At 71.8% G+C, this 25676-nt stretch carries 25 protein-coding genes; 7 read left to right on the top strand and 18 right to left on the bottom strand.

The genetic code is table 11. The annotated features are described in order from the left end of the window. Position 1: 1 nt before the first annotated feature. From gatC to OHB00_RS35205, 3 genes are all read right to left on the bottom strand, one after another. The gene (gene gatC, locus OHB00_RS35215) at positions 2-298 is read right to left on the bottom strand and encodes an Asp-tRNA(Asn)/Glu-tRNA(Gln) amidotransferase subunit GatC (protein ID WP_007384860.1); all 297 of its coding nucleotides are present in this window, start codon (positions 296-298) and stop codon (positions 2-4) included. 212 nt (positions 299-510) lie between these two features. Next, on the bottom strand, positions 511-1002 hold the full coding sequence (locus OHB00_RS35210; protein WP_406440876.1) for a cupin domain-containing protein: 492 nt from the start codon (positions 1000-1002) through the stop codon (positions 511-513). 30 nt (positions 1003-1032) lie between these two features. Further along, positions 1033-1404 (bottom strand): DUF4267 domain-containing protein, encoded by a 372-nt coding sequence (locus OHB00_RS35205; RefSeq protein WP_406440874.1) that lies wholly within the window; start codon positions 1402-1404, stop codon positions 1033-1035. A 95-nt stretch (positions 1405-1499) separates the two neighbouring features. Between OHB00_RS35205 and OHB00_RS35200 the strand changes: the two genes are divergently transcribed. Then, positions 1500-2078 (top strand): TetR/AcrR family transcriptional regulator, encoded by a 579-nt coding sequence (locus OHB00_RS35200; RefSeq protein WP_406440872.1) that lies wholly within the window; start codon positions 1500-1502, stop codon positions 2076-2078. A gap of 189 nt (positions 2079-2267) precedes the next feature. Here OHB00_RS35200 and OHB00_RS35195 read toward each other — a convergent pair whose 3' ends face one another. The 4 genes from OHB00_RS35195 to OHB00_RS35180 all read right to left on the bottom strand — a co-directional run bounded on the left by OHB00_RS35195 (position 2268) and on the right by OHB00_RS35180 (position 11052). Further along, positions 2268-4508: a putative bifunctional diguanylate cyclase/phosphodiesterase gene (locus OHB00_RS35195; protein ID WP_406440871.1), complete on the bottom strand. Its 2241-nt coding sequence runs from the start codon at positions 4506-4508 to the stop codon at positions 2268-2270. Positions 4509-4721: 213 nt separating this feature from the next. Beyond that, positions 4722-6917: an NAD-dependent DNA ligase LigA gene (ligA, locus tag OHB00_RS35190; protein WP_406440869.1), complete on the bottom strand. Its 2196-nt coding sequence runs from the start codon at positions 6915-6917 to the stop codon at positions 4722-4724. 13 nt (positions 6918-6930) lie between these two features. Continuing rightward, a complete protein-coding gene (locus tag OHB00_RS35185; protein WP_406440867.1) occupies positions 6931-7932 on the bottom strand; it encodes a methionine synthase in 1002 nt (333 codons plus the stop codon). Positions 7933-7941: 9 nt separating this feature from the next. Continuing rightward, positions 7942-11052 carry an AfsR/SARP family transcriptional regulator gene (locus tag OHB00_RS35180; RefSeq protein ID WP_406440866.1) on the bottom strand — a complete coding sequence of 1037 codons (3111 nt, stop codon included), beginning with the start codon at positions 11050-11052 and terminating at the stop codon, positions 7942-7944. 244 nt (positions 11053-11296) lie between these two features. Here OHB00_RS35180 and OHB00_RS35175 point away from each other — a divergent pair, with 244 nt between their 5' ends. After that, the gene (locus OHB00_RS35175; protein WP_406440864.1) at positions 11297-12178 is read left to right on the top strand and encodes a helix-turn-helix domain-containing protein; all 882 of its coding nucleotides are present in this window, start codon (positions 11297-11299) and stop codon (positions 12176-12178) included. Here OHB00_RS35175 and OHB00_RS35170 read toward each other — a convergent pair. After that, positions 12147-12854 (bottom strand): SDR family oxidoreductase, encoded by a 708-nt coding sequence (locus OHB00_RS35170; RefSeq protein WP_406440862.1) that lies wholly within the window; start codon positions 12852-12854, stop codon positions 12147-12149. The genes OHB00_RS35175 and OHB00_RS35170 overlap by 32 nt on opposite strands. 7 nt (positions 12855-12861) lie before the next feature. Further along, entirely contained in the window at positions 12862-13401 is a 540-nt protein-coding gene (locus OHB00_RS35165) for a TIGR00730 family Rossman fold protein (RefSeq protein ID WP_406440861.1), read from the bottom strand. Positions 13402-13559: 158 nt separating this feature from the next. Here OHB00_RS35165 and OHB00_RS35160 point away from each other — a divergent pair, with 158 nt between their 5' ends. Further along, positions 13560-13886 carry a DUF427 domain-containing protein gene (locus OHB00_RS35160; protein WP_406440859.1) on the top strand — a complete coding sequence of 109 codons (327 nt, stop codon included), beginning with the start codon at positions 13560-13562 and terminating at the stop codon, positions 13884-13886. Here the strand turns inward: OHB00_RS35160 and mnmA are convergent. Continuing rightward, entirely contained in the window at positions 13862-14998 is a 1137-nt protein-coding gene (mnmA, locus tag OHB00_RS35155; protein WP_406440857.1) for a tRNA 2-thiouridine(34) synthase MnmA, read from the bottom strand. The two genes, OHB00_RS35160 and mnmA, sit on opposite strands and share 25 nt — an antisense overlap. 77 nt (positions 14999-15075) lie before the next feature. Here mnmA and OHB00_RS35150 point away from each other — a divergent pair, with 77 nt between their 5' ends. After that, the gene (locus OHB00_RS35150) at positions 15076-15732 is read left to right on the top strand and encodes an N-acetylmuramoyl-L-alanine amidase (RefSeq protein ID WP_406440855.1); all 657 of its coding nucleotides are present in this window, start codon (positions 15076-15078) and stop codon (positions 15730-15732) included. Between the two features lie 223 nt (positions 15733-15955). Further along, positions 15956-17587: a multicopper oxidase family protein gene (locus OHB00_RS35145; RefSeq protein ID WP_406440853.1), complete on the top strand. Its 1632-nt coding sequence runs from the start codon at positions 15956-15958 to the stop codon at positions 17585-17587. On the opposite strand, the gene OHB00_RS35140 is transcribed toward OHB00_RS35145, so the two are convergent. The 4 genes from OHB00_RS35140 to OHB00_RS35125 all read right to left on the bottom strand — a co-directional run bounded on the left by OHB00_RS35140 (position 17574) and on the right by OHB00_RS35125 (position 19954). Then, on the bottom strand, positions 17574-17993 hold the full coding sequence (locus tag OHB00_RS35140) for a hypothetical protein (protein WP_406440852.1): 420 nt from the start codon (positions 17991-17993) through the stop codon (positions 17574-17576). The two genes, OHB00_RS35145 and OHB00_RS35140, sit on opposite strands and share 14 nt — an antisense overlap. A gap of 143 nt (positions 17994-18136) precedes the next feature. Next, positions 18137-19300 carry a cysteine desulfurase family protein gene (locus tag OHB00_RS35135; RefSeq protein ID WP_406440850.1) on the bottom strand — a complete coding sequence of 388 codons (1164 nt, stop codon included), beginning with the start codon at positions 19298-19300 and terminating at the stop codon, positions 18137-18139. 178 nt (positions 19301-19478) lie between these two features. Continuing rightward, a complete protein-coding gene (locus tag OHB00_RS35130) occupies positions 19479-19751 on the bottom strand; it encodes a DUF4190 domain-containing protein (RefSeq protein ID WP_406446129.1) in 273 nt (90 codons plus the stop codon). 35 nt (positions 19752-19786) lie between these two features. Beyond that, positions 19787-19954 (bottom strand): hypothetical protein, encoded by a 168-nt coding sequence (locus OHB00_RS35125; RefSeq protein WP_089098627.1) that lies wholly within the window; start codon positions 19952-19954, stop codon positions 19787-19789. A gap of 120 nt (positions 19955-20074) precedes the next feature. Between OHB00_RS35125 and OHB00_RS35120 the strand changes: the two genes are divergently transcribed. Further along, positions 20075-20704 (top strand): TetR family transcriptional regulator, encoded by a 630-nt coding sequence (locus OHB00_RS35120; RefSeq protein WP_406440848.1) that lies wholly within the window; start codon positions 20075-20077, stop codon positions 20702-20704. 74 nt (positions 20705-20778) lie between these two features. Here the strand turns inward: OHB00_RS35120 and OHB00_RS35115 are convergent, their stop codons facing one another. Beyond that, positions 20779-21153: a hypothetical protein gene (locus tag OHB00_RS35115; RefSeq protein WP_406440846.1), complete on the bottom strand. Its 375-nt coding sequence runs from the start codon at positions 21151-21153 to the stop codon at positions 20779-20781. A 203-nt stretch (positions 21154-21356) separates the two neighbouring features. Beyond that, positions 21357-22208, bottom strand: coding sequence for a thioesterase family protein (locus tag OHB00_RS35110; RefSeq protein WP_406440844.1), 852 nt, complete (start codon positions 22206-22208; stop codon positions 21357-21359). A 165-nt stretch (positions 22209-22373) separates the two neighbouring features. On the opposite strand from OHB00_RS35110, the gene OHB00_RS35105 reads away from it, so the two are divergent. After that, complete coding sequence (locus OHB00_RS35105; RefSeq protein WP_406440842.1) at positions 22374-23597, top strand: alpha/beta hydrolase; 1224 nt, start codon at positions 22374-22376, stop codon at positions 23595-23597. On the opposite strand, the gene OHB00_RS35100 is transcribed toward OHB00_RS35105, so the two are convergent. Both OHB00_RS35100 and OHB00_RS35095 read right to left on the bottom strand, forming a co-directional pair. Further along, the gene (locus tag OHB00_RS35100) at positions 23506-24165 is read right to left on the bottom strand and encodes a trimeric intracellular cation channel family protein (RefSeq protein ID WP_406440840.1); all 660 of its coding nucleotides are present in this window, start codon (positions 24163-24165) and stop codon (positions 23506-23508) included. The two genes, OHB00_RS35105 and OHB00_RS35100, sit on opposite strands and share 92 nt — an antisense overlap. A gap of 47 nt (positions 24166-24212) precedes the next feature. Further along, positions 24213-25658 (bottom strand): M1 family metallopeptidase, encoded by a 1446-nt coding sequence (locus OHB00_RS35095; RefSeq protein WP_406440838.1) that lies wholly within the window; start codon positions 25656-25658, stop codon positions 24213-24215. Positions 25659-25676: the final 18 nt, after the last annotated feature.

Below are 25676 nucleotides of genomic sequence, written 5' to 3'. Positions count from 1 at the left end.
TCTAGTCCTCCCCCAGGATCTGCGGCACCTTGAAACGCTGCTGCTCCTGGGCCGGGGCGCCGGAGAGCGCCTGCTCGGGGGTGAGCGAGGGACGGACCTCGTCCGCGCGCATGACGTTCGTCAGCGGCAGCGGGTGCGAGGTCGGCGGTACGTCTTGGTCGGCGACCTCGCTGACGCGGGCGACCGCGCCGATGATGTCGTCCAGCTGGCCGGCGAAGTGTTCGAGCTCTTCGGGCTTCAGCTCCAGACGCGCCAGCCGGGCGAGGTGGGCGACCTCCTCGCGCGTGATGCCAGGCATGCAGCGTTCCTCTGGGGTGAGTGTGTGGTTCGGAGCGGGGTGCTGGCGTCACGTTTCCGCCCTCCGCCCGAGGGGCGGGCCTCGCGGCGTCTGGTGCGAGCGTGCGTGCCGGGCGTCGCGAGGCAGCGGAATTGTGACGCCAGTGCCCAATCCTATGGGGCGGGGCCCGGTGGCTGCTAAACGGTTTGGCCGGGCCCCGTATCCATCGGGTTTCAGTGACGCTTCTCCCAGGCCGTGCTGCGCAGGAAGTGGTTGTCGTAGCGCTCCTGGACCTCCAGAAGGCTCTCCAGCGTGGCCTCGCCCAGGCGCAGGCGCTGGAGGTGGCGGAAGTACTCGAAGCGCTCCACGCCCGGCGTGATGACGATCAGGATGTCCGCGGTGCTGCCGGGGACGGCGGCGAAGGCATGCGGTCTGCCGGGCGGGACGACGACCAGGTCACCGCGTCCCGCGGTGACGACGTCGTCACCGGAGAGCACTTCGGCGGCGCCGTCGAGCAGGTAGAACATCTCGGCGGAGTTGCGGTGCAGATGCGGTACGGCGCCGTCGGCGCCCTCGGCGAGCGTGACGCGCACGGTGGAGAGCGCGCCGCCGGTGGCGCTGCTGTCGGCGAGCAGCCGGACCCGGGTCGGGTCACCGCCGACCACCTCGGCGCCGGCCTCCCGCACGATCACGGAGTCATCGAACTTCGGTACGGACAGCGACATGTGCGAGCCCCCTGCCGATGGATGTGGCGTTCACACGAGGAACAGCAGCGCGGCGCTGATCAGGACGACGATCGCGGTGGCGAAGTGGATCCCGAAGGCGACGGCTCGCGTGCCGCCGTGCCGCAGGACTATCAGCATGTCCCCGAGCGGTACGAGTGCCACGCAGAGCATGAACCAGGCCTCGGCGTGCGCTCCGGCGAAGGCCAGCAGCGCGAGCCCCACGACACCGAACGTGCCGTCCCTGAGGCCCTTGATCGAGAGATAGGCCCCCGCGTCGCCCCGGGGGTCGGCGGCGACGCCGTATCCGGCGGCGGCAGCGGCCGGCTGGAACAGGAACCGGTAGCCGAGGAACAGGCAGAACAGGTCGAGCAGGACGGCGAGCGTGTACGCGGTGACGGTCATGGTGTCCCCCCTGGAAGTTTTTCTCGCAACGCTAGGACTGATAGCGAAGATAGCAGAGCATCGACAGATTGACTAGCGCCGCTAGAATCCAGAGTATGTCGATTCAGAACCGCCGGGAACGTGAACGGGCGGAGCGCGAGCAGCTCATCGTCACGGCCGCACGCGAACTCGCCGAAGCGGAGGGCTGGGACGCGGTGACGACCCGTCGCCTGGCCGCCGAGATCGAGTACAGCCAGCCGGTCCTCTACAGCCACTTCAAGGGCAAGGACGCGATCATGGCGGCGGTGGCCGTCCGGGGCTGCGCGGACCTCGCGGTGGAGCTACGCGCAGCGCGTGCGGCGGCGCAGGGCACGCGGGAGTCCCTGGCCGCGGTGGCGACCACGTACACGTCGTTCGCCCGCCGCCGCCCGGCCCTGTACGACGCGATGTTCACCCACCTGGTGGACCTCCCCTTCGCGACCCCCGAGGCCCCGGAGGCCCTGCAGGCGGCGTTCGGCGAGATCCTCGGGGTGGTCGAGCCCATCACCGGCGACGACGAGGAAGCGGGCTTCCTGACCGAGACCTTCTGGGCGGCCCTGCACGGACTGGTGACCCTGATGCGCAGCGGCCGCCTCCCGAAGGAGGCACACGAGACAAGACTGGCCCTACTGGTCAACCACTTCAGCGCCCCGTAGCTTTTCAACGCCCCGGAGCTTTAAACGCCCGGAAGGTTCGCGCCCCCAAAGGGGCGCGGCTGTGTCTGACATGCGGCTCCGCCGCGTGGGCGCGAGCAACCCCCACGCACCCACTGCCGCCACACCGCCGCCCGCCCCCACGGCAGAGGCTCACCACTCCGGAAACAGTGAACGGGCGGGTGGGCGAAACTACTCGGCGGCCGGCAACGCAGCCCGCGGCCGCTGCCACCCCCGCGACCCCCGAGCCAGCAGCCACGCCGTCGCCTCCTCCGGCGGCATCGCCGCGGCCACCAGCCACCCCTGCACGGCGTCACACCCGAGGTCCCGCAGCCGCTCCCACGTCTCGTCGTCCTCGACCCCCTCCGCGACGACCAGCAGCCCCAGCGAATGCGCGAGGTCGACCGTGCAGCGCACGATCTCCGCGTCCTCGTTGTCGACAGCCAGCCGGGCCACGAAGGACCGGTCGATCTTCAGCTCGCTCACCGGCAGCCGCCGCAGATGCACGAGGGACGAATACCCGGTGCCGAAGTCGTCCAGCGACATCTTCACGCCGTGCCCGGTCAGCCCGGCGAGGGTGTCCGCGGCCCGCTGCGGGTCCTCCAGGAGCACATGCTCCGTTATCTCCAGTTGGAGCGCTCCCGCCGGCACCCCATGCCGGGCCAGCCGCGCCGCCACCGACCCCGCGAACCCCGGCGTGTGGACGTCCCGCGGCGAGACGTTGACCGCCACCGGCACCCGCAGCCCCTGCGCCCGCCACTCGGCGACCTGCCCGAGCGCGGTCTCCAGCACGTACTCCGTCAGATGGGGCATCAGCCCGGACGACTCGGCGATCGCTATGAACTCGTCCGGCGGCACCTTCCCCCGTTCGGGGTGCACCCACCGCACCAGCGCCTCAAGTCCGGCCACCTGCCCGTCGAAGCGGACCTTCGGCTGGTAGTGCAGCTGCACCTCGTGGGCGTCCAGGGCGCGCCGCAGGTCGCCCAGCAGGCCCAGCCGGTCGGGGGTGTTGGAGTCCCGCTTGGACTCGTACACCTCGACGCCGGTACGGTCCCGCTTGGCCTGGTACATCGCCACGTCCGCCCGGCGCAGCATCCCCTCCGCGTCGAGCGCGTGGTCGGGGAAGACGGCGACACCCGCGCTGGCCTCCAGCACGAGGGTGAGCCCGTCGAGGTCGAGCGGGGAGGAGAGGGCCGTGACAAGGCCCCGGGCCACCCTGGTGGCCGAGGTCGTGGAGTCGGCCACCGGCAGTAAGACCGCGAACTCGTCGCCGCCGAGCCGGGCCGCCTCCGCACCGCGCGGCAGCGCGGCCCGCAGCCGGTCGGCTATCTGGAGCAGCAGCCGGTCACCGGCGAGATGACCGAGCGTGTCATTGACCGAGCGGAACCGGTCGAGGTCGATCAGCATGAGGGCGGAGCGGGCGCCGATGCGTTCGGCGTCGTCGAGGGCGGTCCAGATCCGCTCAAGGAGCCACTGCCGGTTGGGCAGTCCGGTCAGCGGGTCGCGCAACTGCTCCTCGGCGCGGGCCCGGGCTATCCACAGGGTGGAGTCGAGGGCGACCAGCGGGATGGAGAACAGCGGCAGCAGCAGCGGCTGGGCGACGGCGACCACGCAGACCAGCGGGGCGATGCCGAGCAGGGCGACGGCGACCAGGCCCTGGCGCATCAGGGCGGTACGGGCGACGGTGGGCAGGCCGCCGCCGCGCGGGGCCTGCAGGTACCAGAGCAGGGCGCGGGTGACGGCGAGGTAGGCGACCGCGACGAGCACCACCTCGGGGGCGGTGGCGACACTCCAGCCGGTGGGGTCCCAGGGCGACTCGACGGTCGGGACGCGGCCGAACGCGCCGAGCACCAGCGCGCCGGCACCGATGCCGAGGATGTCCACCGCGCCGTGCAGGACACCCTGCCGCCAGCGGTGGCGCCTGGCTATGCCGACCAGGACGACGACGGTGAGACTGACCATGCCGGCCGGCACCCAGCCGTACAGCAGGAGGACGGCGAGGGTGAGGGCGGCGCCGGAGCCGGTGCCGCCCCACCAGCGGGCGCGGCCGAGCAGGACGAGGTGGCCGACGATGATGCCGGTCAGCACGGCCAGCGACCAGCCGACCGTGCCGGACGGGAAGAGGGCGTGGTTGTCGGAGAACGCGCGGAGGAACCCGGCGCCGAGGACGAACGCGGCGGCCGCGACGACCCCGGCGGGCAGCGCCGGCCAGGACAGGTGCGGTGGGTGCTCGGTGCCGGACAGGTCGGACGGCGGCTCGACGGCGGCCAGCGGCAGCGGATCGCGCGCCTGGGCGGCGAGGCTCACCACCGGCACGCCCGGCGCACCCGGGCGCCGATCGCCCCGCACCGTCCACCGGCTCCCCCGCCACGCGGACGCCCGGCGGCGCAGCGGCAGCCGCGCGCCCGGGGCGGCGCTCTCGGTCGGTTCCATTCCCGTCCCTCTCACAGCCGGCGGTGCCCACGCCATGCGGTCCGTGCCCTGCCGGAGCACGGGAATGCCCCGACCGCAGCTGGGCACGGCAGGCGCACATCTCAACAGTAGGCCGCAGAAGGCTTCCACGGGCAGCGGTCGTCGACGGTTGCCCGATTGTGCACCGGCCACCCGTATGCATCTGGTATGCGCCGAACGGGTGGCCTTCAACCGCTACTCCTCGGTCGGAAGGGCGACTTCGGCCGCTGCGTCCGGTCCCTGCTCCAAAAGGACGACAAATCCGTCCTCGTTCAGAACAGGAACCTTCAGCTGCATCGCCTTGTCGTACTTCGATCCGGGGTTGTCACCGACCACCACGAACGACGTCTTCTTCGACACCGCAGCGGTCACCTTGGCTCCGCGGGTCTGCAGTGCGTCCTTGGCGCCGTCCCGGGTGTAGTGCTCCAGGGTGCCGGTCACGACGACGGTGAGGCCCTCCAGCGGACGCGGCCCCTCGTCCTCGCCGGTGGACTCGTCCTCCAGCGGGACTCCAGCGGCCTTCCACTTTCGGATGATCTCGCGGTGCCACTCCTCGGCGAACCACTCCTTGAGCGCGGTCGCGATGATGCCGCCGACGCCGTCGATGTTCGACAGCTCCTCCTCGGTGGCCTGCTCGATGCGGTCGATGGAGCGGAACTCACGGGCCAGCGCCTGGGCGGCGACCGGTCCGACGTGCCGGATGGACAGGCCGTTGAGGAAGCGGGCGAGCGGGCGGGTCTTCGCCTCCTCGATGTGCTGGAGGAGGGCGAGGGTGTTCTTCTTGGGCTCGCCCTTCTGGTTGGCGAAGACCGTGACGACCTTCTCCTCGCCGGTCTTGGGGTCGCGCTTGGGCAGCCCGCTGTCGGCGTCGAGGACGTACGCCTTGATGGGCAGCAGCTTCTCGACGGTGAGGTCGAACAGGTCGCCCTCGTCGACCAGCGGCGGGTCGGTGGGCTCCAGCGGCCGGGTGAGCGCGGCCGCCGCCACCGCCCCGAAGTTCTCGATGTCCAGGCACTCCCGGCCCGCCAGGTACGACACCCGCTCCCTCAACTGGGCCGGGCAGGTGCGGGCGTTGGGGCAACGCAGGTCGATGTCGCCCTCCTTCATGGCCCGCAGCGCGGTCCCGCACTCGGGGCACTCGGCCGGCATCACGAACTCCCGCTCGCTGCCGTCCCGCAGGTCGACCACCGGGCCGAGGATCTCCGGGATCACGTCACCGGCCTTGCGCAGCACCACGGTATCGCCGATCAGCACGCCCTTGGCCTTGACGACCTCCTGGTTGTGCAGAGTCGCGAACTCCACCTCGCTGCCCGCCACGGTGACCGGCTCGACCTGGGCGTACGGCGTGACGCGGCCGGTGCGGCCGACGCCCACCTTGATGTCGATCAGCTTGGTGTTGACCTCTTCCGGCGCGTACTTGTACGCGATCGCCCAGCGGGGGGCACGGGCCGTCGAGCCGAGGCGCCCCTGGAGGCGGATCTCGTCGAGCTTCACGACGACACCGTCGATCTCGTGCGCCACGGAGTGCCGGTTCTCGCCGTAGTAGGCGATGAACTCCCGTACGCCGTCGAGGTCGTCGACCACCCTGTTGTGCGGGGAGGTGGGCAGGCCCCAGGTCTTGAGCAGGTCGTACGCCTCGGAGAGCCGGTTCAGGCCCTCGAAGCCCGCCAGCGCGCCGATGCCGTGGACGACCATGTGCAGCGGGCGGCCGGCGGTGACCCGCGGGTCCTTCTGGCGCAGTGAACCGGCGGCGGCGTTGCGCGGGTTGGCGAACGGCTTGTCGCCGGCCGCGACCAGGCGTTCGTTGAGCTCGGCGAACTTCTCCATCGGGAAGTAGACCTCGCCGCGGATCTCGACCAGGTCGGGGACGCGCTCGCCGGGCAGCCGGTCCGGGATCTCCGCGATCGTACGGACGTTGGGCGTGATGTCCTCGCCGGTGCGGCCGTCGCCGCGGGTCGCCGCGCGGGTGAGGCGGCCGTGCTCGTAGGTGAGGTTGACGGCGAGGCCGTCGACCTTCAGCTCGCACAGGAAGTGGTACTCCTGCGCGCCCAGTTCCCGGTGGATCCGGTCGGCCCAGGCGGCCAGGTCGTCGTCGTTGAACGTGTTGTCCAGGGACAGCATCCGCTCGCGGTGCTCGACCGCCGTGAACTCCGTCTCGTACGCCCCCGCGACCTTCTGGGTCGGCGAGTCCGGCGTGCGCAGCTCGGGATGCTCGGCCTCCAGCGCCTCCAGCGTTTTCAGGAGCTTGTCGAACTCCGCGTCGCTGATGACGGGAGCGTCCTTCACGTAGTACCGGAATCGGTGCTCCTCGATCTGCTCAGCGAGCCGCGCGTGCTTCTCCCGTGCCTCGGCGGGCACTGCCGTCTCCGCCTGCTGCTTGTCGCCGGCCACCGTGTTCCTCCCGTTACTCTGGGTTGTCCGCGAGGGATCTCGCCGCCCGGACGCAGTGGGCGAGCGCCTGCCGGGCGTACGCGGGGGAAGCGCCCGCCAGCCCACACGCGGGAGTGACCGTGACGGACTCCGCGAGAAGCCCCGGTCGCAGCCCCAGCCTGCGCCACAGCGTCCTGACACCCATGACGCTACCGGCAGGGTCTGACAATGCCGTGTCCGTGCCGGGCACGACACCGGCGAACAGCCGGGTGCCCGCCTCCACCGCCTCGCCGATCACATCGTCGTCACGTTCGGTGAGGAGCGAGAAGTCGAAGGAGACGGCGGCCGCCCCGGCGCGGCGGAGCAGCGCGAAGGGGACGTCGGGGGCACAGGAGTGGACGACGACCGGGCCGTCGGCGTGAACGCCGAGCACGTCGCGCAGGGTGGATTCGACGACCTGGCGGTCGACGGCGCGGTGGGTGCGGTAGCCGGAGGCGGTCTTCACCTGGCCGCGCAGAACGTCAGTGAGGGACGGCTCGTCGAGCTGGAGCACCAGGCGGCCGCCGGGGATGCGCCGCCGCACCTCGGCCAGGTGCAGCCGCAGTCCCTCGGCGAGGGAGCCGGCCAGGTCACGGCAGGCACCGGCGTCGGACAGGGCCGACTCGCCGTTCCTCAGCTCCAGGGCGGCGGCGAGGGTCCAGGGCCCGACCGCCTGGACCTTGACCGGTCCCTGGTGGCCCTGGGTGAACTCCTCCAGCGCGTCCAGGTCCTGGCCCAGCCAGGACCGGGCCCGCCGGGTGTCCCGGCCCGGCCGGTCACCGATCCGCCAGCCGCTGGGCTCCACGCGCGCGTACAGCTCGACGAGCAGGCCGGCGGTGCGGCCGATCATGTCGGCGCCGGGGCCGCGGGCGGGCAGCTCGGGCAGGAAGGGGAAGTCCTCGAAGCTGCCGGTCGCGGTCTTGGCGGCCTCGCGGGCGTCGGTGCCGGGCAGGGAGCCGACGCCTGTGGCCGGGCCGAAGTCGGAGATTGCGTTCACGTGAGGAGCCTAAGCGGGGTGGGCGGTGCGGTGTGCGGGGGCGGGCGGTGCGGTGTCCGCCTGTGGGTCCGCCCGGGTGTCCCGCCGGGTGTCCGCCCCTGTCTCCGTCCGCGTCTGCGTCCACGCAGGGGTTCCCAGGCGGGTGCCGATCCTGGTGCGCAGGGCCTGGGCCTCCGGCAGGCCCAGTTCGTCGAACAGGTCCAGGGCCCGCCGCCAGGCGTCCAGCGCGGGGCCGGGGCTGCCCGCCGCGTCGTGGGTGTCGCCGAGATAGCTGAGGCCGACGGCCTCGCTGCGGCGGTCGCCGGTCTTGCGGAAGAGCGCGAGGGCCCGGTCGTAGCACTCCACGGCGGTGGTGTGGCGGCCCAGGTGCCGGTGGATGTAGCCGAGGCTGTCCCAGGTGTGCGCCTGGCCGCTCAGGTCGCCGGTCGCCTGGACCAGCGGCAGTGCCTGCCGGCAGTGCTCCAGTGCCTCGCGCAGCTCGCCGAGTTCGGCGAGGTACCAGCCGATGTCGTTGAGGGCGACCGCCTGGCCGCCGCGGTCGTGCGCGAGCCGGAAGTGTTCCAGCGAGCGGCGCGCGTACTGCAGCGCCTCCCGGGTCGCGCCGTGCGCCCAGGCCATCTTGGCCAGGTTCTGGCAGGTGCGCGCCTGACCGGGGTGGTTGTCCAGGCGCCGGAAGAGGCCGAGGGCACGGGTGAGGTGGTGCCGGGCGCCGAGCGCGTCCCGCAGCTGGAAGCGGGCCAGGCCCAGGCCGCGGTGGGCGGCCGCCTGCCCGGCCAGGTCGTCGTGGTGGACGGCCGCGCGCAGGGCGACGGTGTGGATGTCGGTGAGGGCCTGCCAGTTGCCCTGGCGTTCGAGGAACGTGGTCAGGGTCGCGGCCAGCTGCCAGGTGTGGGCGTCCAGGCCCGGTGCCGGGCGCTCCACGGCCGACAGCAGCACGGACTGTTCGGCGATCAGCCAGGCCAGCGCCTCGTCGTGGTCGGCCAACGGACGTGGCAGCGCGCCGGGTTCGGCGGGTTCGAGGGTCATCGGGTGGCGCCGCCGGGTCAGCAGGGCGTCGGCGGCGTACGCGGTGTGCAGGTAGTGGTCCCGGACGCGGCGGCTCGCGGCCCGTACCGCGCGGTCGTCGTCGTGCTCGGTGACCAGTTCGACGGCGTAGGCCCGCAGCAGGTCGTGGCAGGTGTAGCGGAGCGGGGTGTGCTCGATCAGCAGGTGGGCGGCGGTCAGTTCGGCGACCGGCGCCCGTACCCGGCTCTCGCCCACGCCGGCCAGCGCGGCGAGGGAGGCCTGGTCGGCGTCGGGGCCGGGGTGCAGGCCGAGCAGCCGGAAGAGCCGGGCCGCCGCCGGGCCCAGCGTGCGGTACGACCAGTCGAAGACCGTCCGTACCGCGGTGGCCGGGTCGCCGGTGTCCAGGGGGTCCAGGATCCGCTCGGCGGTGCGCAGTTCCTCGGCGAGACCGGCCAGTGACACGTCGGGGCGGGCGGCGGCGCGGGCGGCGACCACCGCGAGGGCGAGCGCCAGCCCGGCACACCGTACGACGATCTCGTCGACCGCGGCGGCCTCGGCGGCCACCCGGGCGGCGCCCATACGGGCGGCGAGCAGTTCGCGGCTCTCGTCGGCACCCAGCGGGCCGAGGGCGAGCAGCCGCGCGCCCTCGGCGGCGGCGAGCCCGGTCAGCGGGGCGCGGCTGGTCACCAGGGCCAGACAGCCCGGCGCGCCGGGCAGCAGCGGCCGCACCTGGTCCGCGTCCCGGGCGTTGTCGAGGACCACCAGGACCCTGCGGCCGGCCAACAGGCTGCGGTACAGGCCTGCCTGCGCGTCGGGCGACTCCGGCACCCGGGCGGCCGGCACCCCGAGCGCCTCCAGGAAGCCGCGCAGGGCACGATCCGGGGAGAGGGGCGCGCCGCTCGGGTCGTAGCCGCGCAGGTTCACGTACAACTGCCCGTCGGGAAAGGCCGGACGGGCCTGCCGCGCCCAGTGCACGGCCAGCGCGGTCTTGCCCACGCCGCCCATGCCCGACAGCGCGGCCACCCCGACCACCGCCGGATCCCGCCCGAGATCCGCCGACCACGCGTCCAGCCGGGCGAGTTCATCGGTACGGCCGGTGAATCCCGGTGCTCCTACGGGAAGTTGAGCGGGCGCCGGGTACGGGGTGACGGCGGCGGAACTGGGCTGGGGTCCGGCGGGGCTCGGCTGGGGTCCGGCCGGAGCGGGCTGGGGCCCGGCCGGGCCGGTCCGAGTTCCGGCAGGGGCGGGCCGCGGTTCCGGCGTGGTGCGCCCGGCCCGGGGCCGGTCGGCGGAGGTGGCCGGGGCAGGGGTCGAGGCCGGGGCCGGGGCCGGTCGGAGTGCCGCCCGGGTGGGCGCCGGCGGGTGGTCGCGGGCGGGGAGGGGATCGTGTCCGCGGGTGGGGGCACCGGGGTGGTCGCGGAGGATGCGCTGGTGCAGTTCCCAGAGCCGGCGGCCGGGTTCCGTGCCGAGCTCCTCCACCAGCCGATTTCGGGTCTGGGTGTAGCAGCGCAGCGCCTCGCCGCCGTCGCCGGCCGCGTGCAGGGCCCGCATGAGGGCCTCCGCGAGGGGTTCCGTCAGCGGGTACTCGCCGAGCAGGTCCGTCAACTGACCGACCACGGCCGCCGGATCGCCGCTGTCCGTCTCGATGTCCGCGAGCCGTACGGCGGCGTCCACGCGCTGCCGCCGCCAGGTCTCCCGCATCCGGGCCGGCCAGGTCCCGGGCAGACCGGCGAACGGCTCGCCGCGCCACAGGGCGAGCGCCTCGCGCAGGTGCGCGGCACGGACGCGGCCGGGCAGCGCGTCATCGCGGGCGGTGCCGGAAAGCCGCTGGAAGCGGTGCAGGTCGACTCTGTCGGGGTCGAGGTCCAGCTGGTAGCCGCCGGCGCGGCGCAGCACCGGTAACCGGCCCTCGCCGCTGTCGTCCAGGCGTTCCGCCAGCCGCCGGATGCGGGCGATGTGCGCGTACAGGGCGCGGCGGGCGCCCTCCGGCGGATCGGCGCCCCAGACCCGGTCGACGAGCGCCTCGACGGGCACGGGCCGGCCGGTGTCCACGGCCAACGCGGCCAGTACCGCCCGGCGTTGGGGCGGTCCGAGATCGACCGGCGTCTCACGCACGAGCACTTCCACCGGTCCCGAAAGACACAACCGCAGCATTGCGCGCACCCCCCGTCCGCCCTGATTTCACAGTCTCCTCACATTCGTGGGCTGGGCGACAACCTTTCGGCAAAGAATCGGCCCATGCGCGCCACCCACCCTGGTCCGGGCGGCGTCACGCCGGTTCGTCGGCGTGTCGCGCCCGCCACCTCACCCCCGGACCGGCACCGGTCGGGGGCTCACACGTGACCACGGGGGTAGACACGTGCATCGACCGGAGAGGGCGCCCGCGACCGCCCCGGCACCGCCACCGACCGGACCGCTGGACACGGCGCTTCCGGCCGGCGCCGGCGGGCCCTTGTCCGGGGCGGCCGGGCGCGGGGTGCTGGAGGGGGCCTTCGCGCTCCTGGACGCCGTGCAGCAGGAGCAGGACGCCGGGGTGACCGCGCTGGCCGAGGTGTGCGGTCTGCCCAAGACGACCGCGTACCGGCTGCTCGACCAGCTGGCGGAGCTGGGCGCCGTGGAGCGCAGTGCGGGGCGTTACCGCATCGGACCTGGCATGTTCCGGCTGGGCCACGACTGGCAGCCGTACCCGGGGCTGCGCGCGGCCGCCCGGCGGCCGCTGCGGCGGCTGACGGCCGTCACCGGGACGACGGTGGCGCTCGCCGTGCTGCACCGGGGTCAGACGCTGGTCCTGGACTGGGCGGCGCCCGCGGACGCGCCGTGCCCGCTCCCCGACGACCAGCCGGTCTGGCCCTGGTACACGGCGGCCGGGAAGGCCCTGGCCGCCTGGGCGCACCCCGGCCCGGCACTCGGTCCGCCGCCCCGCACCTGGCCGGACGAGGCCGCGCGGATCCGCGAGTCCGGGGCCGCCTACGACCACGAGGAGGTGCTGGAGGGAGTCTGCTGCGCCGCCGTACCGGTGGCCGCGGCGGACGGGCTCCCGGTGGCGGCGCTGTGCGTGCTGACCGGCCCCGGACACCGTCTGGAGCGCCTCGCCGACACGTCCCGGCGCGCGGCGTCGGCCATCACGGCGGGGCTCGGCCGCCGCCACACGCCCAGGCACGACGCGCCGCCCAGGCCCGCGGCACCGGCGTTACCGGCCGTCGGCCGTACTAGCCGGGAAGCAGGCCGGGGCGCACGGTGACGTCGTTGATCTCCGCGTCCCGCGGCAGGTCCAGGGCGGTCAGGACGGTGGTCGCCACCGACTCCGGGTCGATCCAGCGCGCCGGGTCGTACTCCTTGCCCTCCTGCTGGTGCACCTTCGCCTGCATCGGGCTCGCCGTGCGGCCCGGGTAGACCGAGGTGACCCGGACGCCGTTGCCGTGCTCCTCGGCGCGGAGGGAGTCGGCGAGGGCCTTCAGGCCGTGCTTGGAGGCCGCGTACGCCGACCAGCCCGCGTGCGCGGCGAGTCCCGCGCCGGAGTTCACGAACAGCACCTGGCCGCGGGCGGCGCGGAGCTGGGGCAGGAAGTGCCGGGTCAGCTCGGCCGGTGCGATCAGGTTGACGTTGAGCTGGTGGCGCCAGGACTTCGGGGTCAGCTCACCGACCTCGCCCAGGTCGACGACGCCCGCGATGTGCAGCAGTGAGTCCACGCGGTCCGGGAGGGTCTGGTGGGAGAAGGCCCAGGAGAGCTTGTCCGGGTCCGCCAGGTCGCCGACCAGGGTGCGGGCGGCGGGGAACGCGGCGGCGAGTTCCTTCGCGCGGCCCGCGTCGCGCGCGTGCAGCACGAGCTCGTCCCCGCGCGCGTGCAGGCGGCGGGCCACGGCGGCGCCGATGCCGGAACCGGCCCCGGTGATCACATGAGTTGCCATGGGGCCCATGCTCGCATCAGCGGGCGCCGAGACTCTGCTCCAGGTGGGCCAGGGCCTGTGCGGGTTCCTCGGCGAAGAACATCAGTTCCGCCAGGGGGCGGGGCAGGAAGCCCTCCGCCTCCATGCGGTGGAACTGTTCCTTCAGGCCGTCGTAGAAGCCGGCGGTGTTGAGCAGGACGACGGGCTTGTCGGTGCGGCCGTGCTTCTTCAGCTCCAGGATCTCGGTGGCCTCGTCGAGGGTGCCGGTGCCGCCGACCATGACGACCACGGCGTCGGACTTCTCCAGGAGGAGCCGCTTGCGCTCCGCGAGGTCGGCCGCGACGACCATCTCGTCGGCGCCGGGGCGGGCCTTGTTGGCGAGGAAGCCGACGGAGACGCCGATCAGCCTGCCGCCGGCTTCCTGGACGCCGTCGGCGACGACCTTCATGAGGCCGACGTTGGAGCCGCCCCAGACCAGGGAGTGGCCGCCCTCGCCGATCAGCTTCGCGAAGTCGCGGGCGGGGCGGGTGTAGCGGTCGTCGAGATCTGCCGCGGAGAGGAAGACACAGATTCGCATGGGGTCAGGGTAGGGCCGGTGGTTCGGCGGGTGCGGGTGTGTGGGGGTTGCTCGCGCCCACGCGGCGGTAGCCGCAAATCGAATACAGCCCCGCGTCCCTGAGGGGGCGCCTCACTGAGCGTCGGGAACAAGTGGGCGTCCCTCGGCGTCACCCTTACATGGCCTCAGGACACACGATCACCATCGAGAACAGTGACCAGCACGTGCGCGTGACGCACGGCGATCTGGTCCTCGCCGAGAGCGACCGGCCTCTCGTCCTGCGTGAGACCGGATCGCCCGTGCGTTACTACATCCCCGCCGAGGACGTCCGTCTGGACCTCCTCACGCCCTCCGAGACGCACACCGTCTGTCCCTTCAAGGGGACCGCGTCCTACTGGTCCCTGCCGGACGCGCCGGACCTGGTCTGGGCGTACCCCGAGCCGAAGGCCGACGTCGCCCGGATCAAGGACCACCTCTGCTTCTACGAGGTCGAGGTCACCGGCTGACGGCGGACCGTCGAGGCGATGGTCGCCGAGCCGACGACGCGGGTGTCGTCGTACAGGACGATCGCCTGGCCGGGGGCGACGCCGCGGACCGGCTCGGTGAACGTGACGCGCAGTTCGCCGTCGACCAGTGCCGCGCTCACCTCGCTCTCGCCGCCGTGGGCGCGGAGCTGGGCGGTGTAGACGCCGGGGCCGGTGGGGGCGGTGCCGCACCAGCGGGGCTTGATCGCCGTCAGGCCGGTCACGTCGAGGGCGGCGGCCGGGCCGACCGTCACCGTGTTGTTCACCGGCGAGATGTCGAGGACGTAGCGCGGCTTGCCGTCGGCGGCGGGGGTGCCGATGCGCAGGCCCTTGCGCTGGCCGATGGTGAAGCCGTACGCGCCCTCGTGGGTGCCGACCTTGGTGCCGGACTCGTCGACGATGTCGCCCTCGGCCTTGCCGAGCCGCTTCGCGAGGAAGCCCTGGGTGTCGCCGTCGGCGATGAAGCAGATGTCGTGCGAGTCGGGCTTCTTGGCGACCGCGAGGCCCCGGCGCTCGGCCTCGGCGCGGATCTCGTCCTTGGTGGTGAGGGTGTCGCCGAGCGGGAAGAGGGCGTGGGCGAGCTGCTGCTCGTCCAGGACGCCGAGGACGTACGACTGGTCCTTGGCCATGTCGGAGGCGCGGTGCAGCTCGCGGGAGCCGTCGGGAAGCGTCACGATCTTCGCGTAGTGGCCGGTGCAGACGGCGTCGAAACCGAGCGCGAGGGCCTTGTCGAGCAGGGCCGCGAACTTGATCTTCTCGTTGCAGCGCAGGCACGGGTTGGGGGTGCGGCCCGCCTCGTACTCGGCGACGAAGTCCTCCACGACGTCCTCGCGGAAGCGGTCGGCGAGGTCCCAGACGTAGAACGGGATGCCGATGACGTCGGCGGCGCGGCGGGCGTCGCGGGAGTCCTCGATGGTGCAGCAGCCCCGGGCGCCCGTGCGGAAGGACTGCGGGTTCGCGGAGAGCGCGAGATGGACGCCGGTGACGTCGTGGCCGGCCTCGGCCGCGCGGGCGGCGGCGACGGCGGAGTCCACGCCGCCCGACATGGCGGCGAGGACGCGGAGGGGTCGGGTGCGCTGCGGGGTGTCAGTCATAGCCCCTCCAGGGTACGGGGGCGCGGGAACCGGGGCCCGCGAGTATCCGTTGGAGATCACATGGGGGTGGATCGGACATGGATCAGACGGCGGCGGGTGATCAGGACCATCGGATCGGGCGGCGGGCGCTGCTGATCGGCGGGGCGGCGGCCGCGGTGGGCACGGCGGCGCTGACCAGGGGCGAGCTGACGCGGCTGTACTGGCGGCTGCCGGGCGTGCGCAGGGCGCGGGTGGCGGGGGCGGTGGACTTCAGGGGCGCGCGCTGGGTGGCGGCGTCCCCGGCGAACTACCGCACGGCCGACCGGCCGGACGACTACCCGATCGACCGGGTGGTCATCCATGTCACCCAGGGCGGCTACGCGAGCGCGGTGAAGGTGTTCCAGGACCCGGCGCACGGGGCGGCGGCGCACTACATCGTGCGCAAGGACGGGCGGATCACCCAGCTGGTCCGCGAGCTGGACGTGGCGTTCCACGCGGGGAACAGGTCGTACAACGAGCGCAGCGTCGGGATCGAGCACGAGGGGTTCGTGGACCGCCCGGAGGACTTCACGGACGCGATGTACGCGGCTTCGGCGCGGCTGACGGCCGCGATATGCCGGCGGTACTCCATGGCCGTGGACCGCGAGCATGTGATCGGTCATGTGGAGGTGCCGGGGACGGATCACACCGACCCGGGGAAGTACTGGGACTGGGGTCGGTACATGGGACTTGTTCGGCGCGTCGGACAGGCCTGACCCCCGGTTCCACCTGTGACTCAATCGTTATCCTGTGCCCGCACTGCGCGCCGCCTGTGTCCGTTGCGTCCCGCACCCCGGCCGCCAACTGCGTCTGCTCAACTCGGCTTTTTTTCAAGGGAGTTAAGTATTACCAGCATCCACGGCCGCTTCACAGTTCCCCCGGTCCGCTCCTAACTTCGCCTCAGATTTCACACAGTCCCCAGGTCAAACATCCGGGGCCATGACCCACACCACGGATCCCGCCTTCGAGGCGGACAGAAACGAAGAGCAGGCCACCGGCGGCGGCAGGCGCCGGCGCGCCAAGGGCGCGAAGGCCGCCGGGGCGGAGCACTCCAAGGCCGAGCGTGCCAGGGACGCCGAGCACACCAGGGAAGGAACGGCCAAGCGCGGCAAGGGCGTTCACCGGCGGAAGTTCCTCGGCGGCATGGCCGGCGTCGGTCTGGGCGCCGTCGCCGCGGCCGGCTCCACCTTCGCCCTGCTGACCGACGCGAAGGGCAACAAGGCCGGCGCGGCGACCAACACCGCCACCCTGAACATCCCCGACCTTCTGGAGGGCACCACCTCCGACAGCACCACCACCTACACGCTGGAGGCGAAGACCGGCACCGCCGAGGTGCTCAGCGGTGTCACCAGCACCACGGCGGGCTACAACCAGTCGTTCCTCGGCCCGACCATGAAGTGGACCAAGGGCGACACGGTCCTGCTCAACATCACCAACAGCCTGGGCGAGGACACCACGGTCCATTTCCACGGTGCGCATGTCCCGGCCAAGATGGACGGCGGCCCCCAGGTCGCCTTCTCCGACGGGGAGACCTGGGCGCCGACGTTCACGGTCAAGGACGATCCGACGACGCTCTGGTACCACCCGCACGCGCTGGGCACCACGGCGAAGCAGGCGGTGCACGGTCTGGCCGGCATGATCATCGTCGACGACAGCGACAACACCACCAGCGCCGCGCTGCCCAGCACCTACGGCACCGACGACATCCCGCTGATCTTCCAGTCCCTGGCCGTGGACGCCGCCGGCGACATCAAGTACGACGTCACCGGCTATCTGGCAGCCACGAGCTTCCCGCTCCTGGTCAACGGCACCAACGTCGACGACACCACCCTCACCTTCACCGCGACCAAGACCCGGACCCGGTTCCGGCTGCTCAACGCCTCCCCGTCGGACATCATCGTCATCCAGCGCAGCGACGGCGGCACGATGACGCAGATCGCCACCGACCAGGGCTACCTGGCCGAGGCGGCCGACGTGACGACGATCCGGCTGGTGGCCGGCGCCCGCGCCGAGATGGTCATGGATATGTCGGACGACGTCACCCTGCAGGCGGTCATCACCACCGGCTGGATCCGCGGCGGCAGCGGCACGTACGACTTCCTGGCGGTCACCGCGAGCGGCACCGACACCCCGTCCGACCTGCCCAGCTCGCTGCGGACCATCGACCGGTACGACACCAGCGACTTCACCGCCCGGACCATCACGCTCGGCAACAGCGGCGGCACCATGCTGATCGACGGCAAGGCCGGGACCAGCATGGACTCCATGACCATGATCAGCACCACGCTGGGGTCCAAGGAGATCTGGACGATCAAGAACAGCACGCAGCTGGAGCACTCGTTCCATCTGCACGACGTGCCGTACCAGCTGATCTCCATCAACGGCGCGGACCCGACCGGCGTCCAGCTGGGCTGGTACGACACGTACGAGGTGGTCGGCGGCGGATCCATCGTGATCGCCATGGAGTTCACGGACTTCTCCGACGACACCTACATGTACATGCTCCACTGCCATCTGCTGCAGCACGAGGACGAGGGCATGATGGCGTCCCTCATGGTCACGGACAGCTAGTCGCCGCTCGGGCCCCCTGGGGGGCTGCCGCCGGCAGTGGAAGTGCCGGCGGCAGCCGTTCGCGAGGTTCCGTGCTGTCCGCCACCACGAGGTCGCGGATCTCCGTGGTGGTGTTGTCGGAGTAGGGGCCCTCGGTGACCTCGGCGGTGAGGGAGCAGACGCCGGCGGAGGTGTCGCTGGTGGCGGCGGAGCTGCCGGAGCCGGCTTCCGCGGTGACGGTGTCGGCGGAGGTGAGGTGGGCGGCCATCGGTCCACCCGCCGTGGCGATGGTGGCGCCGCCGGTCAGGACCCGCCGCCGTTTCATGGTGTCGTCCACCCGGTGGCGGCCGCCGGCCTCGGCGTCGCCGGAGTCGTCGGAGGAAAGGAGTTCGGGGGTTCGCCCGGAGGCAGAGGCGTTGTCTGTCATGTCAGCAGAACCTAAAGACCGACCTGAGGTCAGCCATGGCCGCGGACTGTGAGGCCGCTGGGGCAGAATCCCCCAAGTCGCCCACTACCGAGCAGAGTTGGGACCAATACCGCGTGTCGGCGAAGGCGGCCGAGAACCGGCCGCTACGACAGTCCGGCGGCCCGCGCCCGTTCCACGACCGGGCCGATCGCCTTCGCGACCGCCTCGACGTCGGCCTGGGTGGAGGTGTGACCGAGCGAGAAGCGCAGCGTGCCCCGGGCCAGGTCCGGGTCGGTGCCGGTGGCCAGCAGGACATGACTGGGCTGCGCGACCCCGGCCGTGCACGCGGAGCCCGTCGAGCACTCGATGCCCTGCGCGTCGAGCAGCAGGAGCAGCGAGTCGCCCTCACAGCCCGGGAAGGTGAAGTGGGCGTTGGCCGGGAGGCGGTCCACCGGGTCGCCGCCGAGGATCGCGTCCGGTACGGCCGTACGGACGGCGTCGATCAGCGCGTCGCGCAGGGCGCCGATCTCCCGGGCGAACCACTCGCGGCGCTCGGCGGCGAGGTGCGCGGCCACCGCGAAGGAGGCGACCGCCGGGACGTCGAGGGTGCCGGAGCGGACGTGCCGCTCCTGGCCGCCGCCGTGCAGGACCGGTACGGGACTGTACTCACGGCCGAGGAGCAGGGCACCGATGCCGTACGGGCCGCCCACCTTGTGGCCGGAGACGGTCATCGCGGCGAGGCCGGAGGAACCGAAGTCCACCGGGATCTGGCCGAAGGCCTGGACCGCGTCGGCATGCAGGGGGACACCGAACTCGTTCGTCACGGCGGCGAGTTCACGGACCGGCAGGACCGTGCCGATCTCGTTGTTGGCCCACATGACGGTGGTGAGGGCCACGTCGTCGGGGTTGCGGTCGATCGCCTCGCGCAGCGCCTCGGGGTGGACCCGGCCGTAGGTGTCGACGGGGAGGTACTCCACCGTCGCGCCCTCGTGTTCGCCGAGCCAGTGGACGGCGTCCAGGACCGCGTGGTGTTCGACGGGGCTGGCGAGGACCCGGGTGCGGGCCGGGTCGGCGTCGCGGCGGGACCAGTAGAGGCCCTTGACCGCGAGGTTGTCGGCCTCGGTGCCGCCGGAGGTGAGGACGACCTCGCTGGGGCGGGCGCCGAGCGCTTCCGCGAGGGTCTCCCTGGATTCCTCGACCGTGCGGCGGGCCTTGCGGCCGGAGGCGTGCAGGGAGGACGCGTTGCCGGTGACGCCGAGCTGCGCGGTGAGAGCCGCGGCTGCCTCCGGGAGCATCGGGGTCGTGGCGGCGTGGTCGAGGTAGGCCATGGTGAGTCGATTCTACGGGGGGCGGGGTGAGGGTCGCCTAGCCGCCGTAGGTGGCCTGTGCCGGTGGGCGGGTGCCGGTTCGGTGTGGCTGGTCGCGCCTACGCGGCGGAGCCGCACATGGACACAGCCCCGCCCCCCTGAAGGGGCGCTCCTGTGAACGGCGCTTCAGAGATCATGTCTACAGGCTCCAGGAGATCGTGTTCGAGACCTCCATGGCGATGGCCAGGACCGCCAGGTCCGCCACACCCAGGGCCAGGCCCAGATACGCGCGGCCCTTGCGCTGCGTGCCGCGCCACAGGGAGACCAGGGCCAGGATGATGGCGATCGGGCCCAGGAACAGGTTCAGGACCAGGAGGCCGAGGAGGCCCAGGATGAAGGACGCCACGGCCATGCCGTCGGCGTCGCGGGTGCTGGTCTGGGGCCGGGGGGTGGCCGGGGCGGTGAGTTGCATCATGCTCAGCTCCTCAAGTGAGCGGGGACAGCAGGTCAGTTGGCCGAGGTGTGGCGGCGGCGGGCGAGGCGCTCGCGGAGTGCGAAGACGGCCAGCCAGACGACGATCACGGCGGCGAGGCCGGCGGTGACGTCGAGCGGCGCGTGGGCCACGGTGCCCAGCACCACGCCGAGCAGCATGAGTGCGGCGACGAGGAACAGCATGGGGTCGATCCCCCTCCGTTACATTTGGGTGAACGGTTGTAGTAACAGTTGTTCACTGACTTCGAGTCTAGCAACTCGTACGGCTTTTCAATTCCGGAGAACAGTTGTTAACTGGATGACATGAGTCACACCCTCGGCATCCGACAGGCCCAGAAGCAGAAGACCCGCCAGGCCTTCCTGGACGCGGCGCTGGCCCTGCTGGAGGAGCAGAGCCTGAGCAGCCTGGGACTGCGCGAGGTCACCCGGGCCGTGGGCGTCGCCCCGACCGCCTTCTACCGGCACTTCCGTTCGACCGCCGATCTCGGGGTCGCCCTCGTCGACGAGGCGCTCGGCAGTCTGCACCCCATGGTCCGTACGACGGTCGCCACACCCGGCGCGGAGCGCATCACCCGGGCCGTGCGGCTGATCGCCGACCATGTGGCCGCGCACCCGGCCCACGTCCGGTTCATCGCCCGGGAGCGGCACGGCGGGGTGCAGCCGGTGCGGGAGGCGATCCGGGACCAGCTCGCCCGGTTCGCCGAGGAGGTCAAGACCGAGCTGGCCAAGGACCCCGAGGCCGAGGGGTGGAACGACGACGACCTGCTGATGCTCGCCCACCTCTATGTGGACCAGATGCTCATCACGGCCTCCCTCTTCCTGGAGACCCTGGAGCCCCCCGAACCCTCGGAGGCGGAGCGCGAGCGCGCCACTCGGATCGCCACCCGGCAGATGCGCCTGATCAGCCTCGGCCGGCAGCACTGGCTGGACTAGGGGCTGCCGGGGAACGCCAAGGGGCGGCGTGTCCGTTCACCGGACGCGCCGCCCCTGTCGTGTGACCCCCGCGGTCAGCTCTTCGTCGCCTGCGCGGTGGGCGCCCCGCTGGGGGCCGCGCCGCCGGCGCCGGGGCCGCCCTGTCCGCCACCGCAGCCACCGCCCATGCCGCCGGGGCCGCCGCCCTGACCGCCGCCGCCCGGCGCGCCGCTGGGCATGCCGGTGGAGGTACCGGTCGGCTTGGCGGTGCCGGTGGGAGCGCCCGAGGGGGCGCCGCTCGGACGGCCCGACGCGTTGCCGGTCGGCATCCCGGAAGGCTGCTGACAGGACTGCGTCTGGCCGGAGTTGCCGCTGCCGGAGGAGGACGAGTCGCTCGAACCGCACGCGGTCAGCAGCAGCGGGGAGACGGCGAGCAGGGCGACGGCGGGGACGAGTCGTACACGCTTCATGAGAGACAACTCCGTAAAGGATGAGGGAGTCCTGAGGAGTGGCACTCAACCAACGGCGTTTAGGGCGTTCTTGGGCTCGCCCTGTCCCCAGCCTGTGATTCGGGTAATGGGAAACCCAAAGAACCGCTCCGACCTGCGCTTTCCCGGACGATCACCATTTACTCGCTGGTACAGGCCCGTGACAGAACACAGTTGCCCGGAGGTCAGCCGAGACGGACCCGGGCCAGCTGGCGGGACTGGGCGACCAGGCGGTCCGCGCTGTCCCAGACCTCCGCGTCCTCCTCCAGGAAGCCGCCGGCCAGGTTGCGGGTGGTGACGGAGACGCGCAGCGGGCCCGGGGCGGGGCGGTGACGGACGTGGACGGTCAGCTCGACGGTGGGGACCCAGCCCTTGAGGCCGATCTCGAACGCGGTGGGCGGCAGCGCGTCCACCGCCAGGAGGAGGGAGAGCGGGTCGGCGTCACGGCCGTCCGCGAGACCGAACCAGGCACGCATCTCGCCCTTGCCGGAGGGGGCGCCGAGGGCCCAGCCGAGGGTGGCGGGGTCCAGCTTGAGCATCAGGCGCTCGGTGATGGCCGAGCTGCCGTCGACCGGCGCCGGACCGTCCTCGGGACCGAAGCAGTGTGCCATGGGCGGGAACGCGGGCGGGGCCGCCGCCGTGCGGACGTCGTCAGGGAGGGCGGCGAGGTCGCCGTAGGAGGCGAGGACGCGGATCCGTTCGACCTCGTTGCCCTCCCCGTCGTACTGGAAGAGCGAGGCCTGGCCGGTGGAGAGGGTGCGGCCGGTGCGGACGGTGTCCGTGCGGATCACGGCCGGGCCCGGCTGGGAGGCGGTCAGGTAGTGCGCGGAGATGGTGAACGGGTCCGGGTGCGGCAGCGTGTCCGCGAGCGCCCGGCCGAGCACGGCCAGGAGATAGCCGCCGTTCACGGCGTTGATGATGGTCCAGCCGGCCGAGAGGTCGATGTCGTAGACCCCGGGGGCGCGCCGGGTGACCGCGGTGTCGCGGTCGAACTCGCTGTCACCGATCAGGGCCCGCGTGGCTGCTGCTTCTGGCATGGCTGAACAGTACAAGAAGTGATTACTAAGCGGTAGCTTTTGTGAGCCACACACCAGTGGCCCGGCCGGTAAGGGATCCCTCCGCCGAGTGAGGTTCCGGCAATTTCTAGGTAAGTGTCCGGACACGTCCGTAACCCGGGGCCCGTGATTGCCCTCTATGGGGACATGAGCCTCACCGGGACTCCGTTCCTCTACACGACCATCGTCCTGTCGGTGGTCGCCCTCATACTGCCGCTCCTCCTGTGGTCGAGGATGCGGGGACCCAAGGCCGTGCGTACCGCGGCCCGGGTCCTGATGCTGCTGTTCGCCCAGGCCACGGCGGTGACGCTGATCTTCGTGCTGGTCAACAACGAGAACAACCTGTACGACAACTGGGCCGACCTCCTCGGTACCGGCAACCACGTGCAGCAGGCCGCGAACCTCGGCCAGGACGGTACCGGCGGCATAGCGCTGAAAACGCTGCCCAAGGTGAAGCAGGCCTTCACCGCGGCCGGCGGACCTGGCATGCGCGGGGTGCGGGTCACCCAGCTCAAGGGCCGGATCTCCGGGGTGAACGCCGAGGTCTACGTGTGGCTGCCGCCCCAGTACAACGAGCCGAGGTACAAGAACCACAAGTTCCCGGTCGTGGAACTGCTGCCGGGCTACCCCGGCTCGGCCAAGGCCTGGTTCGGCTCGATGAAGGTGACCGCCCAGCTGGCACCGCTGATGAGGAGCGGCAGGGTCGCCCCCTTCATCCTGGTCGCGCCGCGCACCAACCTGCTGGCCGGCGTGGACACCGGGTGCGCCAACATCCCGGGCACGGTCAACGCCGACAGCTGGCTCAGCATCGACGTCCCGAAGATGGTGACCGACAACTTCCGGGCCGCCCCCGCCCCCGCGAACTGGGCCACCGCCGGCTACTCCGCCGGCGCGCACTGCGCGGTCAAGCTGGCGGTCGCCCACCCGGACCGCTACCGGGCCGCGGTCAGCCTGTCCGGCTACAACGACCCCATCGGCGAGCGCAATTCACTCGCCGCGCAGAACATCACCCTGCGCGAGCAGAACAACCCCTACCTGCTGCTGAGGAAGGCGGTCAGCCCGCCCCGGATCGCGCTGTACCTGTCCGGGGAGTCCGGTGACGGCTACCAGGCCGGGGTGGCACTCGAACAGATCGCCAAGGCGCCGACCACCGTGCACGTGGTGTACCTGCCGCGCAGCGACGGCGGTCACAACATGGCCCTGTGGCGGCCCCAGGTGACGACCGTGTTCGAGTGGCTCACGGTCAACATGGGCCAGAGCCACGTCAAGGGCCGTGCCACTACTCCTCTCGAACCGTCGAGCGCCGGTTCCACGCACGCGGCGCTCGCCAGTGGTACCGCATCGCGAGCAGGCGCAGTACGAAAGCGGTGACCACCGCGAGCCCGCTGGTGAACGGGGTCAGCGCGTCGTAACGGAGGCACAGCACCACCATCGTCGCCCCGACGATCGCTGGGACCGCGTACAGATCGCGGTCCCAGCGCAGCAGCGAGGGAACCTCGTTGGCGAGCACGTCCCGGAGCACACCGCCGCCGACCGCGGTGGCCAGGCCCAGGGCCGCGGAGGCGAACAGGTTGAGTCCGTAGGAGTACGCCTTCGTCGTCCCGCTGACGGCGAACAGGCCCAGGCCGGCCGCGTCGAAGACCAGCACCGCCGACTGGATCCGCTCCACGTGCGGATGCAGGAAGAACACCACGAGCGCGGCGAACAGCGGGGTGATGAAGTACCCCAGGTCCGTGAAGGCGGCCGGGGGCACCGCCCCGATGATCACGTCCCGGAAGATCCCCCCGCCCAGCGCGGTGACCTCGGCCATCACGCCGATGCCGAAGACGTCGAAGTTCTTGCGGACGGCCAGCAGCGCGCCGGAGATCGCGAACACGAAGATGCCGATGACGTCGAGCGTGTGCTGGACGGAGGGAGAGAAGAGTTGCTGGAGCTGCACCCTGACATTGTGTCCTGTCAGGGTGCATGAACCTTACAAACCCAGGCTCACAGGGCGGGTTTCCCTGTGGTGAACAGCCAGGTCCGGAACAGGTCGTCCAGCTGCTGCCCGCTGACCTTCTCCGCGAGGCGGATGAAGTCGGCGGTGTCCGCGTTGCCGTAGCGGTGCAGCTTCGTCCAGGCCGGGAGCAGCTTGAAGAACGCCGTGTCGCCGATGCGTTCGCGCAGCATCTGGAGGGTCATCGCGCCGCGCTGGTAGACGGCCGAGGCGAACATGGTGTCGCGCTGCGGGTCGGCGACGGTGATCTGCCAGAAGGGGTTGTCGGCGGTCCGGGCGTCGTAGGCGGCGAGGAACGAGTCGTGGGCGGACCTGGTGCCCTGGTGCTCCGCCCACAGCCACTGGGCGTAGGTGGCGAAGCCCTCGTTGAGCCAGACGTCCTTCCACTGCGCCACGCTCACCGAGTCGCCGAACCACTGGTGGGCCAGCTCGTGCACGATCGTCGTCTCGTTGCGCACCGCCGAGTAGGCGGGCTTGCTCTGCACCTCCAGCGAGAACCCCGCCTCAGGCATGTCGTCGACGATGGCCCCGGTCTCCTCGAACGGGTACGGCCCGAAGACCTGCGACCAGTAGTCGGTGGCGGCGGCGGTGACGGCGTACACGTCGACGCTGTTGCTGTTGGCGAGGACCGGGTCGATGGCGACGTAGATCGGGATGCCGGAGGGGGTCCTGCCGGTCCGCACGTCGAACTTCCCGATGGTGGCGGTGGCGAGGTAGGTCGCCATCGGCTTGCCCTCGCGCCAGTGGGTGTACGTCGAACCGCCCTTGTCGTACGTGGAGACCAGCCGGCCGTTGGAGACCGCGGTCAGGCCCTCGGGCGCCTTGATCCGGATGTCATAGGTGGCCTTGTCGGAGGGGTGGTCGCTGGACGGGAACCAGGTGGAGGCGGCGTTGGGCTCACAGGCGACGAAGACGCCGTCGGGGGTCTTCATCCAGCCGTAGTCCGAGCCGAAGACGATGGGCCCGTTGAGGGGTTCGGGTATCCCGCCGTAGGTGACGGAGACCGTGAAGTCCCGGCCCTTGGCGAGCGCGTCCCTCGGCGTGACGGTGATCTCGTCGCCCGCGCGGGTGAACTGGGCGCGTCTGCCGTTCACTTCGACCTTCGTGACCTCCAGCTTCTGCAGGTCGAGGTCGAAGGAGGAGAGGTTCTGGGTGGCGCGCGCGGTGATCGTCGTACGGCCGTCCAGGCGGCCGGTGTCCGGGGCGTAGGCCACGTCGAGGTCGTAGTGGCGGGCGTCGAAGCCGCCGTTGCCCAGTTGCGGGAAGTAGGGGTCGCCGATGCCGTCGGCGCCCGGGGTGAGGGCGGGCGCGGCCGCGATGACGAAGGAGGCGGCTGCCGCGGTCAAAACCAAGCTTCCGCGCGTAGCGCGTCGTTTGAGGGTGGTGGTGGGAGACGGGCGGGCAGCCGCCAGACGTGCCGAACGGGAGAGGCGCATGGGTCGTCCCTTTCGAGC

The sequence above is a fragment of the Streptomyces sp. NBC_00631 genome (genome assembly GCF_045206895.1).
GTDB lineage: Bacteria > Actinomycetota > Actinomycetes > Streptomycetales > Streptomycetaceae > Streptomyces.
This window is presented reverse-complemented; position numbering and strand designations above follow the sequence as displayed.

Excerpts from the sequence above, each read along its gene's own strand:
- gatC (WP_007384860.1), bottom strand. The coding sequence starts at position 298 with ATGCCTGGCATCACGCGCGAGGAGGTCGCCCACCTCGCCCGGCTGGCG.
- OHB00_RS35210 (WP_406440876.1), bottom strand. The coding sequence starts at position 1,002 with ATGTCGCTGTCCGTACCGAAGTTCGATGACTCCGTGATCGTGCGGGAG.
- OHB00_RS35205 (WP_406440874.1), bottom strand. The coding sequence starts at position 1,404 with ATGACCGTCACCGCGTACACGCTCGCCGTCCTGCTCGACCTGTTCTGC.
- OHB00_RS35200 (WP_406440872.1), top strand. The coding sequence starts at position 1,500 with ATGTCGATTCAGAACCGCCGGGAACGTGAACGGGCGGAGCGCGAGCAG.
- OHB00_RS35195 (WP_406440871.1), bottom strand. The coding sequence starts at position 4,508 with ATGGAACCGACCGAGAGCGCCGCCCCGGGCGCGCGGCTGCCGCTGCGC.
- OHB00_RS35170 (WP_406440862.1), bottom strand. The coding sequence starts at position 12,854 with ATGGGCCCCATGGCAACTCATGTGATCACCGGGGCCGGTTCCGGCATC.
- OHB00_RS35165 (WP_406440861.1), bottom strand. The coding sequence starts at position 13,401 with ATGCGAATCTGTGTCTTCCTCTCCGCGGCAGATCTCGACGACCGCTAC.
- OHB00_RS35160 (WP_406440859.1), top strand. The coding sequence starts at position 13,560 with ATGGCCTCAGGACACACGATCACCATCGAGAACAGTGACCAGCACGTG.
- mnmA (WP_406440857.1), bottom strand. The coding sequence starts at position 14,998 with ATGACTGACACCCCGCAGCGCACCCGACCCCTCCGCGTCCTCGCCGCC.
- OHB00_RS35150 (WP_406440855.1), top strand. The coding sequence starts at position 15,076 with ATGGATCAGACGGCGGCGGGTGATCAGGACCATCGGATCGGGCGGCGG.
- OHB00_RS35145 (WP_406440853.1), top strand. The coding sequence starts at position 15,956 with ATGACCCACACCACGGATCCCGCCTTCGAGGCGGACAGAAACGAAGAG.
- OHB00_RS35140 (WP_406440852.1), bottom strand. The coding sequence starts at position 17,993 with ATGACAGACAACGCCTCTGCCTCCGGGCGAACCCCCGAACTCCTTTCC.
- OHB00_RS35135 (WP_406440850.1), bottom strand. The coding sequence starts at position 19,300 with ATGGCCTACCTCGACCACGCCGCCACGACCCCGATGCTCCCGGAGGCA.
- OHB00_RS35130 (WP_406446129.1), bottom strand. The coding sequence starts at position 19,751 with ATGCAACTCACCGCCCCGGCCACCCCCCGGCCCCAGACCAGCACCCGC.
- OHB00_RS35125 (WP_089098627.1), bottom strand. The coding sequence starts at position 19,954 with ATGCTGTTCCTCGTCGCCGCACTCATGCTGCTCGGCGTGGTGCTGGGC.
- OHB00_RS35120 (WP_406440848.1), top strand. The coding sequence starts at position 20,075 with ATGAGTCACACCCTCGGCATCCGACAGGCCCAGAAGCAGAAGACCCGC.
- OHB00_RS35115 (WP_406440846.1), bottom strand. The coding sequence starts at position 21,153 with ATGAAGCGTGTACGACTCGTCCCCGCCGTCGCCCTGCTCGCCGTCTCC.
- OHB00_RS35110 (WP_406440844.1), bottom strand. The coding sequence starts at position 22,208 with ATGCCAGAAGCAGCAGCCACGCGGGCCCTGATCGGTGACAGCGAGTTC.
- OHB00_RS35105 (WP_406440842.1), top strand. The coding sequence starts at position 22,374 with ATGAGCCTCACCGGGACTCCGTTCCTCTACACGACCATCGTCCTGTCG.
- OHB00_RS35095 (WP_406440838.1), bottom strand. The coding sequence starts at position 25,658 with ATGCGCCTCTCCCGTTCGGCACGTCTGGCGGCTGCCCGCCCGTCTCCC.